Raw genomic sequence first — 15,072 nt, forward strand, 5'->3', positions numbered from 1 at the left:
CGTATTGGTAGGGCCGTTAGCCCTCGGTTTAAGTTGTAGTCCGCACTGTGCCCACTCGGGACTCAGCGGGTGGTGCCGGCGATCTTCGGCAGCGCCCCGCCCGCAGCGGCGTTGCGATCCGGGCGGAAGTTGCTGAGGTCGAGTCCTGCGATGTCACCGACGAGGGCGAGCTCGTCTTCGATCATCGCCGCTTCGGCGTCTTCCGGGCCGACCAGGGGAAGCCGTACGCGCGGTGATCCGATCCTGCCGAGCCCGTGGAGGATGTACTTCGCCGCGACCGTGCCGGGCACGTGGGTCATGACCGCGCGCACCAGGGGTTCGAGCGCCTGGTGAGCCGCCGTCGCGGTGGCCAGGTCGCCGGCGTTGACCGCATCGACGATGTGCCGGTACGGGGTCGCCGCGATGTTCGCCGTGACTCCGACCAGGCCACTTGCACCGATTGCGAGGTGGGGCAGCACGTTGGCGTCGTCGCCGGAGAAATAGAGGAGGTCGGTCTGGTTGAGCACGCGGCTGACCTCGCTGAAGTCGCCCTTCGCATCCTTCACCGCGCGGATGTTCGGATGCTTGGCCGCACGCAGGATCGTCTCGTACTTGATCGGGATCCCGGTGCGGCCGGGGATGTCGTACAGGATGACCGGAAGGTCCGTGGCATCCGCAATCATGCGGAAGTGGGTGAGAACGCCGGCCTGGGTCGGCTTGTTGTAGTAGGGCGTAACGATCATGACGCCGTCGGCGCCGGCCTTCTCGCTCGCCTGGTAGAGCTCGATCGCGTGGGCGGTCTCGTTCGATCCGCCCCCGGTGATGACCTTGGCCCGCCCGGCGGCGACAGATACAGCGACCTCGACGAGCTTGAGCTTCTCCGGGTCGGTCAGCGTGCTGGTCTCGCCGGTGGTACCGGTGACAACGATGCCGTCGGCGCCGGCGTTGATCACGTCATCGATGTGCTTCTCGACGTCTGCCCAGTCGACTTCGCCGTCAGCGGAAAAAGGCGTGACCAGGGCGACAAGCACCTGGCCGAATGGATTCTCGCGACTCGACACCATTACAGGTTACCGGTCGCCGTAAGCGCGTACTACCTGCTCCGCCTTCGGCGGAATGCAGCGTTACCCCGCAAGCCGACCGACATCAGGGTGGCACCTGCCATCCCCAGGAGCGTCAGGATCATGAGCATTGCGGAAAACCCAACAGGGGAAGCCGACTCGGATCCCAGGATCACGACTATCAGGACCTCTCCGCTCACCACCCTTTCGCCATCGAGCAGAAGAACGACGATGCCGAACACCGCCACGAGGAGCCACGTGGCGGAGAAGGCGAAACCGATGTACGGGTTACGAGGACGGACCTGGGCCGCCGTGGGCTGGTCATTCATTTGTGGGGGCCACTACCGCCGGGCGTAGCTGAGGTAGCGGTACTGGATCCCGGTTCGGGAGGCGTGCCATCCGCTTTCCGGCTCAGTCGAGACCTGGCGCCAGGACTCGTCGATGGCTGGGGCCGTCGTGTCGCCGTCGAACCAGTCGCGAATCTGCGTCACCTCGAGGCGGTCTGCCCGGTCGATCGCGGACGCGAAGACCTGAGCGCCGCCGATCACCCAGACCGTGCCTGCTTCGGGCTCCCCCGCTGCCAGCGTGATGGCCTGCTCGACCGAGTACGCGACCTCGGCGCCATCCGCTCGCCAGTCCGGGTTTCGGGTGACCACGATGTTGCGCCTGCCCGGCAGCGGCCGGAACCGCTCGGGGAGGGCGTCCCACGACTTGCGCCCCATGACCACGGGACTGCCGAGTGTCAGTTCCTTGAAATGTGCCAGGTCTTCCGGCACGTGCCAGGGCAGGGCGCCATCGCTGCCGATGATCCCGCCCTCGGACTCGGCCCAGATCAGGCCTACGCCCGGCTGCGTCATACGGCTACGGCGGCGCGGATGGCCGGATGATGCTGGTAACCCTCGACCTGGAAGTCCTCGAAGGTGTAGTCGAAGATGCTGTCGCGCTCCGTAGTGATGCGCAGCGTCGGAGCCGGGTATGGCGTGCGGGTGAGCTGCTCGGTGACCTGCTCGACGTGGTTGTCGTAGATGTGGCAGTCTCCGCCGGTCCACACGAAGTCGCCGACCTCGAGCCCGGTCTGGGCTGCGACCAGATGGGTCAGCAGGGCGTAGCTGGCGATGTTGAACGGGACCCCGAGGAAGAGGTCGGCGCTGCGCTGGTAGAGCTGGCAGGACAGCTTGCCGTCCGCGACATAGAACTGGAAGAACGCATGGCACGGAGCGAGCGCCATGTTCGGGATGTCTGCCGGGTTCCAGGCCGAAACGATAAGGCGACGCGAGTCCGGTGTCTGCTTGATGGCCTCGATGACCTCGCTGACCTGGTCGATCTGCTCGCCGCTCGGGGTCGGCCAGGATCTCCACTGCACGCCGTACACGGGGCCCAACTCGCCAGCGGCATCCGCCCACTCGTCCCAGATGGTGACGCCGTTCTCGCGCAACCAGCCGACGTTGCTCTCACCGCGCAGGAACCACAACAGCTCATAGGCGATCGACTTGAAGTGCACCCGCTTCGTGGTGATCAGCGGGAAACCCTCAGCGAGGTTGAAGCGCAGCTGGCGGCCGAAGACGCTCCTCGTGCCGGTTCCGGTGCGGTCGGACTTCTGCACTCCGTTGGCCAGCGTGTCACGGAGGAGGTCTTCATAAGGCGTCGCAATGGTCACAGGTCCCACATTACCGCCGGGCCGCCGACGAAGAGCCCAGCGGCGCCGGGCCCGACCGCGATCAGCTCCGGCTCTGCCGTTCCAACGCGATCGCCCGCCGGATCGAATGCCGAGCACGACGGCGATCACCGCTGGCATCGTAGGCCAGCCCGAGCCTGAACCAGGCACGCCAATCATCCGGATGCTCTTCGACCTCGCTGCGGTAATGCGGGAATTCGGCGTCGGCGGCCGCACGCTCCGGGCGACCGCTGCTGCGCTTGGGCAGGTCGTCGACGGGCAGTTCGCCCTCGTCACCCAGCCGGTCCGCCAGCTTCTCGCTGCGCAACCCGAACGCCAGTTCTGCAACCATCGCCCAGGCGCCGATCAGGGGAAGCACCAGCAGCGCAACGCCGACGCTCCTGGCCAGCAGGTCGTCCGCCGAGATCAGGCTGAAGGACAACTGCGCAACCGCCACCAGGTAGAGCAATAACAGCGCGGACATGACGATGACGCCCAGCTTGGTGCTCATCGGTCGCTGGTCCGTCCTGGGGTCAGGTCGATCAGCGATTCCAGCCCGACAACCACCCCGCGTGCGTCCCTTGCTGCGGCCAGGCCGAGAAGGATTCCGGCTTCATACGACTGCGGCGACGTGGTCTCGTGGCGCAGGGTTACGAGCTCTCCGGCGGCGCCGAACATGACGTCCTGCCTGGCGATCACCCCGCTCATCCGCACGCTGTGGATCGGAACGCTCGACACCTGCTGGCCGCGAGCGCGCTGGTCGGTGTGCGGCGCGGCTACCGGGCCGAGCGATGCGCGGGCGAGCCCGATGAGTTCAGCGGTGCGCACGGCTGTGCCGGACGGCGAATCGACCTTGCCTGCGTGGTGTGCCTCGATGATCTCGATCGAGTCGTAGAAGCGGGCGGCCATTGCGGAGAACGCGCTGACCAGCGCAGAACCCAGGGAGAAGTTCGGGATGATGACCACGCCGACCTCCGGAGAGCCCTCGAGCGTTCGGCGGAGCGAGACGATGCGCTCGCTGGACCAGCCAGAGGTGCCCACGAGCACATTCATGCCCGCGGTGATGGCATGCTCGACAACCCGCGGGCTGACCGCAGGATGCGTGAAGTCGACGACGAGGTCGGCGCCGTCCAGGTCACTGAGCTCACTGGTGGACGACAGCGACGCGACCACCTCGAAGTCCGCTGAATCGCCGATGAGCCTCGACGCCAGCCTGCCCATGGTTCCTGTCGCGCCGGCGACGGCGACCGTGGTTGTCATGGGCTCCAATCTACCAAGGGCAGGGCGCGGCTCGGGTCAATAGGGCTGGTCGACCGGCATGCCCGTTCGGAGTTCGACCGGAAGGTGTCCGAGGTCGTTGTGGGTCACCAGCTCCGGTGACTTGACCGACCGGACGCGGATGATCGTGAGGCCGCAGTTCGCCTGGTTGATGCCCATCCAGCGCCAGGCCGGTGCCTCGAAGACCTCCCGGACGAACCAGCCGATCACGAAATTGTGCGTGATCAGCAGGGAGTGCCGGTCTTCGATCGATGGTGTCATCCACTCGGAGACCGCATCCGTCATCTGGGCCTTGCCAGCCTCGATCTGAGCCTCGGTCACCGACCCGAAGAAGGACTGGAAACCGGCAGGCATGTCGGGCGTCGGGCCGGAGGGGATGCAGTCGAAGAGAAGGGCCGACGGAATGGATTGCACAGCCGTGAGGCTCTCGGTGACGATACCCGCGGTGGCAGCGGCGCGCTGCAGGGGCGAGTGCCACACACCAGTGAAGGGGACGCCGCTCAGCCGATCCGCGATCAGCTTCGCCTGCCGGGTTCCCCGCGGTGAAAGCGGGCCGTCCGGCAAGCCGTGTTGGGCGTCCTGCTGCTCGCCGTGGCGAACCAAGTAAAGGAAATGAGACATCGTTGTCCTGGTTTCAGCCGCTGAACGCGGCAAGGGTGCTTTCCTCGACGCTACCAACTGCTGCCATCGAGATCGGGTGGGCGGCCAACTCGGTGGCCAGGTCCTGCACTTCGCGGGCTGTCACCAGGGACAGCCGACGGAGGGTTTCATCGAGGTCGATGAATTCGCCGAGGGTGATCTCGGCGCGCCCCAGCCGGGACATGCGGGTGTCCGAGTCTTCCAGGGCGAGGGCGGATGCTCCTCCCATCTGCCCGACGGCGCGCTTCATCTCGTCGTCGCTGACGCCGTGCTTGCCGAGGCGGCGGAACTCGTCGATCATGAGCTCGGCGACCTGGGCGGCCTTTGACGGCGAGCATCCGGCATACATGCCGAACATCCCGGCATCCGAGTAGCTGGGCGAGAACGAGTAGACGGAGTATGCGAGCCCGCGCCGCTCGCGGATCTCCTGGAAGAGGCGGGAGGACATCCCGCCGCCGAGGATCGAGTTGAGCACCGACAGGGTGTTGCGCCGGGAGTCTGTCGCGGCCAGTCCCGGGACGCCGATCAGGAGGTTCGCCTGCTCGATGGGCCGCTGGACGACCACCAGGTCGCCGCCCTGACTGAACAGGTCCTGCCCGGCTTCGCGGCGGGCGACCGGCGACGCTTCCACCGAGAGGTCCCACCCTGCGCTCAGCAGTGACCGCTCGACCTGCGCGACGATGGCGTCGTGTTCCACCGCGCCGGCCACCGTGATCACGAGGTCCTGGGCGCGATAGTTCTCCCGATAGTGCGCCCAGACGGCGTCCCGCGACACGGCATTGATTGTTGTCGGGTTCCCGCCGATGGGGCGACCGAGCGGATGCGCTCCGAACACCACTTCATAAAGGCGCTCGTTCGCGACATCGGTGGGGTCGTCATCCGCCATCGCCAGCTCTTCCAGGATGACGCCGCGCTCGTTCTCGAATTCGTCCCGATCGAGCAGGGATGAGGTGACCATGTCGGAGAGCACCTCGACCGCCATCGCCACGTCTTTGTCCTGCACTTTGGCGTAGTAGCAGGTGTACTCCTTCGCCGTCATGGCGTTGTGCTCACCACCGACGGCGTCGAAGCTGACCGCGATGTCGAGGGCGCTGCGGCTGGCCGTGCCCTTGAACAGCAGGTGCTCCAGGAAATGGGTCGAACCGTAGGTGTCCGGATGCTCGTCGCGCGAGCCGACCGCGACCCAGTAACCGATGGTCGCGCTGCGTGCGCCCGGGACCTGTTCGGTGAGGATGCGGACCCCGCTGGGGAGCACGGTTCGACGAACGAGCGAGTCCCCGGATGCCGTGAAAGAGAGTTCTGGAGTGTCGAGGGGGAGCTTCGGTGCGCCGTTCATCAGACCGAGCCTAGGGCACCCGAAGTGTGCTCCTGGTCGGGTCAGAACACCCGCGAGAGCCTCGTTGACCCCAAATTGTCCCCCGTTTATGAGGACAAACAACTCTGTCTGTCCCCCAAGCGAATGCTAAAGTTCTAACCGTTGAGCAATCAACTCCACCACCCGAAGGTGGATGCACCAGCCCGAGTCGGATACCCCTCCGAACCGGGCGCACAACCCGAAAAGTACAACAAATCGCGAACCCGAATCGCGCAGGTGCCTGGAACGGTATGCCCGTACCGAACCGACACCGACAAACGGCTCGAGAACACCTAGCCGAACTGCCCAAGGGAGTCACGCTGTGACGGTTATCGACAATGTCACCGCACAGCGTGACCCCGCAGCATCCGGAGGCCACTCCCCGAGTACATCCGGGGGCGCACCTGACGCCGCTCCCCACGGTGGGGTGGGCGCCAAAGACCGGATCATGGCGACCGCGAACGAGTTGTTCTATCACGAGGGCATCCGCGCGGTGGGCGTCGACCGCCTGATCAGCGAATCGCGGGTCACCAAGGCGACGTTCTACAAGCACTTCGGCGCCAAGGAGACCCTGGTCGTCGGCTACGTCAATGCTCGGCACGACACCGCGCGTGAGCTGCTCGGCGAGCTGGTCGCCTCCTCGGCCACCACCGAGGACGCCATCCACGCCATCGTCGACAACATCGTCGACCAGGTGCGCAGCCGCCGATTCCGCGGGTGCGCGTTCATCAACGCCGCCACTGAATTCCCGGACGGCCACCATGTGGTCCGCGAGGTCGTCGCCGCACACCGGGACTGGTACACGGCATTCGTGGCAGACCTGCTCCGGCGTCTGGGCCATCCCATGCCGGGTGACGCGGCAGACGAATTCATGCTGCTTCGCGACGGCACCATGTCGGGCGGATACGCCAGCGACCCGATCGCGGCAACCGCAGCCCTGCAACGGTGCGTCAGCCGCCTGCTGCGTGAATCAGGTGCACGCGAAACAGGCAACTGATCTGAGCGTGCCTCACCGCGAAAGGCGGTCGAGTTCCGATGTCTGCTGCCGGGTGAGTTGAAGCCTGACGGCTGCCATGACGTCGTCCACCTGGTCCGGGCTACTCACGCTGACGATCGGCGCCGTCACATTCGGCCTGGTCAATAACCAGGCCACCGCGACCGCTGGCATCGTCACGCCCAGTTCTGCGCCGATGCTCCCCAGCGCGGTGATCAGTGCCGGCCAGCGCTTCGGTGGCAGGGAAGTCTCGATGCCCTGCCTCCTCAGTCGAGCCACCTCGTGCTTGGTGTGCGGCCTCCCGGCAAGTACACCACCAGACAGCGGCTGGCGCGGCATGAACCCGGTCTGCTGAAGGGCCGCGATGCGCGCGACCTCGGGCTCGTACAGCGCGCGATGGGTAAGGCTGTACCCGCCCTGGATCGCCACCAGCGGCGATATCTCCGACTGTGCGGCGATAACGCGGGCCTCGATCAACTGGTCTGCCGTTGGGGCGGAGGCTGCGGCGTAACGCACCTTGCCTGCCCGGACGAGGTCGTCGACTGCAACCAGCACCTCGTCAGCCGGCGAGCGCGCATCCAGCCGAATGGACAAGAGGTCCAGATGATCCGCCTTCAGCCGGATGAGTGATGCATCCACTTCCTGAACAATGGTCCGCGTCGGGTCCTGGGACAGATCCTGGTGGTCCCCGACAGTCGTCCCGACCATCACCCCGGTGTGCCGACTCCGTCTTCTCTTCCAGTTGCCCACCGCACGTTCCGCTCGTGCGTCTTCGTGCGAACCCGTTGCATCGATGAAGTTGCCACCCAGGTCGATGAACCGTTCGATGACGCTTGCTGCGCCGCGATCATCCACCGACCGACCGAAAGTTCCGGACCCCAGGGCGAGCGGGAACAGGTGCAGCGCCGACTGCCCCAGGCGCCTGCCCCACAAGTCGAGCCCGTGCGGCGACTGCGAGGCCGGGAGTACGGCGTTCGGCAGCAGCGGTGTTGGTGCGGTCAGTGTGCTGACCGCCTGCAGGCGCGGTTCGGTCGGCTTTGAATCCACAGCACCCTCGCTTCGTTATCTAGCAGAGTGCCCGGGGTAACCGTCGGGTGGCCATTCGCTGGACTGGCACGACGATCGCTTCGGGTGAGCACTCGTCATTAATGGCGAGAGTAGTCCGCGGTACCGCGTTGTGTACGCGGAATTGGCGAATCGTTACTTTTCTCGAGGCTCAGCGCTCGGAGGCGCGGTCGAGGATGGAAACCTGGTGGCGGGTGAGAGCGATCTCGCCCTGCCCGGCCAGCTCGAGCAGCTGCTCAGCGCTCTTCACCTGGATCGCCGTCGCCATCACCGCGGGTTTCGTCAGGGCCCAGGCGATCGCGATGCGCCCAGCGGACTCATCCTGCTCGGTCGCCACCTCGTCGATCGCATGCAGCACCCTCGTGCCCACCTTGCCGACGTGGTCCAGTGCTGCTTCGAAGAGCGGGGACGACGGCTGGTCCTCCTTGGTTCGGAAACCGCCGGAGAGGAAACCGCCCGCCAGTGGAAGCCTGGCCACGACGCCGATGCCGAGCTCATCGACGACGGGTGCCAATTCGCCTTCGAACTCTGTGCGCTGCATCAGGTTGTACGCGACCGAGATCAGCCTGACCGGTGGGTAAACGGCGGTGTCGGCAAGTTCATTGATGTCGCGAAGCCTGGCCGCCGGATACCTGCTCACCGCCAAGTACCGCACCTTGCCGGAGCGCCGGAGCATGTCAATCGCCTCGAGCGTCTCATCTATCGGCGTCGCCTCATCGATCCCATCCAGCGTCAGGAAGTCGACGTAGTCGGTCTCCAGCCGCTGCAGTGACGCTTCCGTCGCGCGCACCACATTCCGGGCGGACAGCCCGGGTGAATCCGGGTGCCGGCCGATCTTCGTGGAGAGCACCACTCGACTGCGGTCGGATAGACCAGCGAGCCAGGCGCCGATCATGACTTCGCTGCGGCCCCCCGCATAGTGGTCGGCTGTGCTCACCAGGTTGCCGCCATAGCCCGCCATCGCGTCGAGGATTCTGGCAGTCTCCTCGACGCCGGACGCCCACCCGAAAACGCTGCCATCGACGGCGAATGGGTGCACTGCGATGTCGGTCCCCGGTACCTTGCGCAGTCGGACGTTCACCGATCACCGACCTCGGTCGATGCTGCGAGCATGTGCAATGGCTTCCGGTGTGTCACTGAAAACCCTCCCCGCGTTCTCCAGCCGGCTCAGCGCGCCGAGTGCTGTCAATACCCGCCCATGACCGGGACGGATACCGGAGAGTAGCACGATGATCCCCCGCCGTTCGAGACGCGAAATGGCATCATCGAGCATGGCCGCGCCGGTGGCGTCGATAGTACTCACGCGACTCATTCTCAGGATGATGACCGAGACATCCGTCACCTGGGTGAGTTCCAGAAGGAAGCGATGGGCTGCCCCGAAGAACAGCGGCCCGTCCAGGCGGAATGCGATGATGTCGCGCTCGAGCGGCTCACCCGCCCTGCCCCCTTCATCCAACGGCACCTGCTCCAGGTAGGCCGCCCGCGACACCGACCGGAGGGCCAGGAGGGCAGCGACGATGAGACCGACCACCACCGCCGTCACCAGGTCGATCGCCACGGTCACGCCGAAGGTGAGCACCAGCACAATGGCGTCACCTCGCGTCGATCCGAGGATGCTGCGGATCGCGCCCACCTGCACCATCTGGATGGTCACCGCCAGCAGCACCCCGCCGAGCGCCGCCATCGGGATGGCGCCGACCACCGGAGCTGCCACCATGACGAACACCAGGAGGATAACCGAGTGGCTGACGGATGCGAGCCTCGACCGCGCCCCGCTCCGCACGTTGACCGCAGTCCTGGCGATCGCCGCCGTGGCCGGGACCCCGCCGAAGAATGGGACGACCAGGTTCGCCAGCCCCTGCCCGAGCAACTCGCGGTCGGGGTTGTGGTGCTCACCCACCGTCATTCCATCGGCGACCGTCGCGCTCAGGAGGCTCTCGAGGGCTGCCAGGGCCGCAATCGCGAATGCCGACGGCAGGAGCGCGGCCAGGAGGTTCGGGTCGAAGAAGCCCGCATCCGCCGCCGGGATCCCAGCCGGAAGGTTTCCGATGATCTCGAGATCGAAATTCAACCACTGTGTCAGCGCCGTGGCGATCGCCACCGCGACCAGTGAGAGCGGAATTGATGGCTTCCATCTGGCACCCAGGAGGATAACCGCTGCAACGCCGAGCGCGATGAGCAGTGGCACCGGATCCGGGTCGGCCAGGTAGCGGATGACCGCGTCGGCCGCCACTGCCCACACCTGGGCCTGGTCGCCAGCAGCAACGCCGAGCATGTTCGGTACCTGTTGCAGGGCGATGACCACGGCGATGCCCGCGGTGAACCCCTCCACCAGAGAGGTCGGCAGGTACCGCACGTACCGTCCGAGTCGTGAGACGGAGAGCCCGATCAGGATCACGCCGGCCATCAGCCCCACCTGCAACAGTCCGGCCGCGCCGAACTGGTGCACCACCGGGATGAGCACGACAGTCATCGCACCGGTTGGCCCGGAGATCTGCACATTGCTGCCGCCGAAAACGGCGGCGATGATGCCGGCGATCACCGCTGTGGTGATGCCCGCCTGGGCACTGAGCCCGGATGCCGCTCCGAATGCGAGGGCAAGTGGTAGCGCGACGATGGCGACGGTGAGGCCGGCAAGGAGGTCTCGCCCCGGCGCCTGACGCGCTCGCGCGAAGTCCGCCTTCCCCGGCAGCAGGCCGACGAGAAAATGTGCCTGGGCCCCGAGTCGTCGTCTCACTGCTTCTGCTCTTCGCCGACCTCGAGTGCGGCAAGGAGGGAACTCGAGGTCTGAAGTGAAGCAACGATCAACTCGCGTGCGGTGGCCAGCAGTGCGGCGATGCCGGGGTTCTGCACCGAGTAGTAGATCGTGTTGCCGTCGCGCCGGGTGACCACGACGTCGGATCGACGCAATACGGCGAGCTGCTGAGACAAGTGCGAGAGGTCGACGTCGAGCGCCGCCGCCAACTCCCCGACCGACCGCTCGGCCTGCACCAACAGCTCAAGCGCCCTCACGCGGACCGGGTGGGCAAGCGCCCGGAACAGTTCAGCCTTGACCTGCGCGATGGGAAGGGACGATTCGACCATCCTCCAACTATATAACTATTCCTATAATTTGTTAAATAGTCGAGAAGACCCGCTGGCATTGCCGGGTCGATAGTGGCACGGTTGAAGGGTGTCCGAATCGCAGAAGGTAACCAAGCAACCGGCCCTGACCACGGCATCCGGAGGCATCTGGCTGGTCGTGGCGGGGATCATCGCGTTGTTGAGCCTGATCCTGCTGTGGCTCATGCGGGACCTGGAGCCTCTCGGCGCATCCGTCACCGGCATGGTGATCATCGTCGTTGCCTACCTGGCCATGCTGGCCATCAGGTACGGCGTGCGGGCGCCACGGGTACGGCTGTGGAGCCTCGCCATCCTCACCATCGGCATTGCCATCACGTTCATGACGGTCGCCATCATCATGGTTTACGCGGCCTGACGCGCAGCGGTCCAGGCAAGCAAAAGGGCCCACCCCCGAGGGGAATGGGCCCTTTCGTCTTACCCGCGGCCTGGCGAGAGGCTACGGGCAGACCTGGCGCTCCTAGCCTTCGGCCGGAGCCTGAGCGTGCTCGCCGGTTGCCGCCGAGCTGTCGGTGTCCGCCGCTTCGGTCTCATCCTGGACCGGGGCCAGCGACAGCTTGCCGCGGTCATCGATCTTGGTGATCTCGACCTGGATCTTCTGGCCGACACCGAGCACGTCTTCGACGTTCTCGACGCGCTTTCCACCGGCAAGCTTGCGCACCTCGGAGATGTGCAGCAGGCCGTCACGGCCGGGCATGAGCGAGACGAACGCACCGAAGGTGGCGATCTTCACGACCGTGCCCAGGAACCGCTCCCCCACCTCGGGGTTCAGCGGGTTCGCGATGGCGTTGACCGCCATGCGGGCGGCCTCAGCAGATGGGCCGTCAACCGCACCGATGTACACCGTTCCGTCATCCTCGATTGAGATGTCGGCTCCGGTGTCATCCTGGATCTGGTTGATGTTCTTGCCCTTCGGGCCGATCAGCTCGCCGATCTTGTCGATCGGGATCTGCACGCTGATGACGCGCGGCGCGGTCGGCGCCATCTCGTCAGGAGCGTCGATCGCGGCGTTGATCACCGAGAGGATCGCCGTGCGGGCTTCCTTGGCCTGCTTCAGCGCGCCATCGAGCACCGACGACGGGAGCCCCGCGAGCTTGGTGTCGAGCTGGATCGCGGTGATGAACTCGCTCGTACCGGCGACCTTGAAGTCCATGTCGCCGAGGGCGTCCTCCGCACCCAGGATGTCGGTCAGCGCCGCGTAGCGGGTTTCGCCGTCAACCGTGTCGGAGACGAGGCCCATGGCGATGCCGGCAACCGGGGCGCGCAGCGGCACACCGGCATTGAGCAGGGACAGGGTGGACGCGCAGACGGAGCCCATCGACGTCGAACCGTTGGAGCCGAGAGCCTCGGACACCTGGCGGATCGCGTACGGGAACTCCTCGCGGCCCGGCAGCACCGGCACGAGGGCGCGCTCGGCGAGGAAGCCGTGCCCGATCTCGCGACGCTTCGGAGAACCAACCCGGCCGGTCTCACCGGTCGAGTACGGCGGGAAGTTGTAGTGGTGCAGGTAGCGCTTCTTGGTGATCGGGCTCAGCGAGTCGATCTGCTGCTCCATCTTCAGCATGTTCAGCGTGGTGACACCCAGGATCTGGGTCTCGCCGCGCTGGAAGATCGCTGAACCGTGAACGCGCGGGATGACCTGAACTTCAGCATCCAGCGGGCGGATGTCGGCCAGGCCGCGGCCGTCCATGCGGACGCCCTCGGTGAGGATGCGGTCGCGAACGATCTTCTTGGTGACCGACTTGTAGGCGGCAGACACCTGTCCGTTGGCAGCCTCCGGCAGTTCCCCGGCGGTGACCTTGGCCGCGATGGCGGCCTTGACCTCGTCCTTGAGCGCGTCATCCGCGTCCTGGCGTTCGGTCTTCGCGGCGATCTGGTAAACGTCCTTCAGGCGGTCGTAGGCGAGACCGGCGACGGCGTCGTAGGTCTCCTGGTCGTACGCGGTGAAGACCGGGAAGTCCTGGATCTCCTTGGCCGACTGGGCAGCCATCTCGGACTGCGCCTTGGCCAGCTGCATGAGGAACGGCTTGGACGCCTCCAGACCCTGGGCGACGACTGTCTCGTCGGGCTTGGTGGCGCCGGCCTTGATCAGGTTCCAGGAACCCTCCGTGGCCTCGGCCTCGACCATCATGATCGCGATGTCCTCGACGCCATTGGCGTCGGTAACGATGCGACCGGCGACGGTCAGGTCGAAGACCGCGTCTTCAAGCTGCGTGACGTTCGGGAAGGCGACCCACTGGTCTGCGCCGTTCGAGTTCGGGATGAGCGCCATGCGGATGCCGGCAATCGGGCCGCTGAAGGGCAGGCCGGAGATCTGGGTCGACGCGGAAGCCGCGTTGATGGCCAGTGCGTCGTAGAACTCGCCGGGGGCGATGCTCAGGACGGTGATGACGATCTGCACCTCGTTGCGCAGGCCGTCGACGAACGACGGGCGCAGGGGGCGGTCGATGAGACGGCAGACCAGGATGGCTTCCGTCGATGGGCGGCCTTCGCGGCGGAAGAACGATCCGGGGATCTTTCCGGCTGCGTACGAACGCTCTTCGACGTCGACGGTGAGCGGGAAGAAGTCGAAGCCCTCACGCGGGTGCTTTCCGGCGCTGGTGGCGCTGAGCAGCATGGTTTCTTCGTCAAGATAGGCAGCGACGGCACCCTGTGCCTGCTGGGCGAGGCGGCCGGTCTCAAAACGGACCGTACGCTTGCCGAACTTGCCGTTATCGAGAACGGCTTCGGCGAATTTGATTTCTGGACCCTCCATAAAGGGTGTCTCCTTTGTTTTACGTCGCAACCCCGTATTGGGCCGCGACTCATCAAGGAGCAGGAGCGGGTTCGATGACACGTAGTCCTGGACAGGCGTCCGGCTGTGTACGTGCGAAGGTCCCTAGAGTGGGGCGCATGTCTGGCCAACAGTAGAAATCCGCCAGACCTCATGTCTGGAAAATCACCACCGGTGACCAGCGTCTTGCCGGCCTGCTCCATAGGTTGCTCAGTATTAAATTGTGCTCAGTTCAATGTGACTGAGCGGATGCCCTTGGGCAACCTCGTAGAGCTTACCAGTCTCCCCTTGTAGCGCCTAGCGTCATCGCGGCGCGCCGTCCTGGTCGGGACAGCGACACCGCGACAACGTCAGCGACCACCGCTCAGCGGCGGCGAAACAGAACCGCGATCGAGATGGCCAGCGGCCAAAGCGCGAACGCGAAGATTCCTGCGTAGAACAAGGGGTCGACCGCCAGTGCGGCCCAGGTCAGGGCGCCGAACGCGAGCCCCAGCCATCCCACCCAGGCAGCGAGGGCGCGGGTACGGAGAATCACCAGCGACGCCGCAACCATCACCGCGCCCTTGACGACGAAAGCAGCTGTACCCACCATGTCTCCAACTGCGCCGAGTCCCCAATACGAGATAAGGAGGGTGTCATCGAGTGCGGCGAAGTCGCTGAAGGCCAGCGAGCCGGTGAAGCCGGCGGCGATAAGCAGCCAGGCCGCGCAGAGCACTCCGCCACCGAACACGAAATCGGCACCATAGCCGGTGTCGGCGGATGCCCGGCGCAGCACACCTCGAAGGTGGGCACTGAAGAACGCGACGGCCGTCGCGGCGACCGCAAGCAGGAGGGAGTAGACCTGCAGCGCGTCACCGGATGCCTCCAGGTACTCGCGTAGACCGGCGGGCGAGGTGTCCGTCGCGGGGTCCGGGGCCCAGGCGGCGAACAGCAGGGCGGTGACGAGTGCGCCGCTGAATGCGCCGAAGGTGATTCGTCGCTTCGATCGTGGGTACGTCGGCCGATCGGCCTGGGTTTCAGCAGGGACTGACATGGGTTCTCCGTTCTGCACGGTCACGGTGGCCGCACCCTTCGAGACTCGCCCCTGGCGTCGGGTGGCCGCGAGTGGCATCCGTCCTCATCGCGTCCTCATCAGCCCGACGGCTGTCCCGGGTA

At 65.8% G+C, this 15,072-nt stretch carries 16 protein-coding genes; 2 read left to right on the plus strand and 14 right to left on the minus strand.

The window, feature by feature from the left end; translation table 11 throughout:
* Positions 1 to 62 precede the first annotated feature (62 nt).
* From dapA to ACX3O0_RS07360, 8 genes are all read right to left on the minus strand, one after another.
* Complete coding sequence (gene dapA, locus ACX3O0_RS07325) at positions 63 to 1,043, minus strand: 4-hydroxy-tetrahydrodipicolinate synthase (protein WP_459107287.1); 981 nt, start codon at positions 1,041 to 1,043, stop codon at positions 63 to 65.
* Positions 1,044 to 1,072: 29 nt separating this feature from the next.
* A complete protein-coding gene (locus tag ACX3O0_RS07330) occupies positions 1,073 to 1,369 on the minus strand; it encodes a hypothetical protein (protein WP_459107288.1) in 297 nt (98 codons plus the stop codon).
* A 12-nt stretch (positions 1,370 to 1,381) separates the two neighbouring features.
* Entirely contained in the window at positions 1,382 to 1,897 is a 516-nt protein-coding gene (locus tag ACX3O0_RS07335) for a dihydrofolate reductase (protein ID WP_459107289.1), read from the minus strand.
* Complete coding sequence (locus ACX3O0_RS07340; RefSeq protein ID WP_459107290.1) at positions 1,894 to 2,697, minus strand: thymidylate synthase; 804 nt, start codon at positions 2,695 to 2,697, stop codon at positions 1,894 to 1,896. Before ACX3O0_RS07340 ends, ACX3O0_RS07335 begins: the two co-directional genes overlap by 4 nt.
* A 61-nt stretch (positions 2,698 to 2,758) precedes the next feature.
* Positions 2,759 to 3,205 carry a hypothetical protein gene (locus ACX3O0_RS07345; RefSeq protein ID WP_459107291.1) on the minus strand — a complete coding sequence of 149 codons (447 nt, stop codon included), beginning with the start codon at positions 3,203 to 3,205 and terminating at the stop codon, positions 2,759 to 2,761.
* Entirely contained in the window at positions 3,202 to 3,954 is a 753-nt protein-coding gene (gene dapB, locus ACX3O0_RS07350; protein WP_459107292.1) for a 4-hydroxy-tetrahydrodipicolinate reductase, read from the minus strand. The genes ACX3O0_RS07345 and dapB overlap by 4 nt, the downstream gene beginning before the upstream one ends.
* Before the next feature lie 36 nt (positions 3,955 to 3,990).
* Positions 3,991 to 4,593 (minus strand): histidine phosphatase family protein, encoded by a 603-nt coding sequence (locus ACX3O0_RS07355; RefSeq protein WP_459091556.1) that lies wholly within the window; start codon positions 4,591 to 4,593, stop codon positions 3,991 to 3,993.
* 13 nt (positions 4,594 to 4,606) lie between these two features.
* Positions 4,607 to 5,947, minus strand: coding sequence for a M16 family metallopeptidase (locus ACX3O0_RS07360; RefSeq protein ID WP_459091554.1), 1,341 nt, complete (start codon positions 5,945 to 5,947; stop codon positions 4,607 to 4,609).
* Between the two features lie 340 nt (positions 5,948 to 6,287).
* Between ACX3O0_RS07360 and ACX3O0_RS07365 the strand changes: the two genes are divergently transcribed.
* Positions 6,288 to 6,962: a TetR/AcrR family transcriptional regulator gene (locus tag ACX3O0_RS07365; RefSeq protein WP_459107293.1), complete on the plus strand. Its 675-nt coding sequence runs from the start codon at positions 6,288 to 6,290 to the stop codon at positions 6,960 to 6,962.
* Positions 6,963 to 6,974: 12 nt separating this feature from the next.
* On the opposite strand, the gene ACX3O0_RS07370 is transcribed toward ACX3O0_RS07365, so the two are convergent.
* From ACX3O0_RS07370 to ACX3O0_RS07385, 4 genes are all read right to left on the minus strand, one after another.
* Entirely contained in the window at positions 6,975 to 8,006 is a 1,032-nt protein-coding gene (locus ACX3O0_RS07370) for an aldo/keto reductase (protein ID WP_459107294.1), read from the minus strand.
* 169 nt (positions 8,007 to 8,175) lie between these two features.
* A complete protein-coding gene (locus ACX3O0_RS07375; RefSeq protein WP_459107295.1) occupies positions 8,176 to 9,105 on the minus strand; it encodes an aldo/keto reductase in 930 nt (309 codons plus the stop codon).
* Positions 9,106 to 9,108: 3 nt separating this feature from the next.
* A complete protein-coding gene (locus ACX3O0_RS07380) occupies positions 9,109 to 10,761 on the minus strand; it encodes a SulP family inorganic anion transporter (protein ID WP_459107296.1) in 1,653 nt (550 codons plus the stop codon).
* Positions 10,758 to 11,108, minus strand: coding sequence for an ArsR/SmtB family transcription factor (locus tag ACX3O0_RS07385; RefSeq protein ID WP_459091544.1), 351 nt, complete (start codon positions 11,106 to 11,108; stop codon positions 10,758 to 10,760). Before ACX3O0_RS07385 ends, ACX3O0_RS07380 begins: the two co-directional genes overlap by 4 nt.
* Before the next feature lie 88 nt (positions 11,109 to 11,196).
* Here ACX3O0_RS07385 and ACX3O0_RS07390 point away from each other — a divergent pair, with 88 nt between their 5' ends.
* A complete protein-coding gene (locus tag ACX3O0_RS07390; RefSeq protein ID WP_459107297.1) occupies positions 11,197 to 11,502 on the plus strand; it encodes a hypothetical protein in 306 nt (101 codons plus the stop codon).
* Between the two features lie 102 nt (positions 11,503 to 11,604).
* On the opposite strand, the gene ACX3O0_RS07395 is transcribed toward ACX3O0_RS07390, so the two are convergent.
* On the minus strand, positions 11,605 to 13,899 hold the full coding sequence (locus tag ACX3O0_RS07395) for a polyribonucleotide nucleotidyltransferase (RefSeq protein WP_459107298.1): 2,295 nt from the start codon (positions 13,897 to 13,899) through the stop codon (positions 11,605 to 11,607).
* Between the two features lie 382 nt (positions 13,900 to 14,281).
* Positions 14,282 to 14,950, minus strand: coding sequence for a hypothetical protein (locus tag ACX3O0_RS07400; protein WP_459107299.1), 669 nt, complete (start codon positions 14,948 to 14,950; stop codon positions 14,282 to 14,284).
* Positions 14,951 to 15,072 lie beyond the last annotated feature (122 nt).

It is taken from the genome of Homoserinimonas sp. A447 (assembly GCF_054489325.1).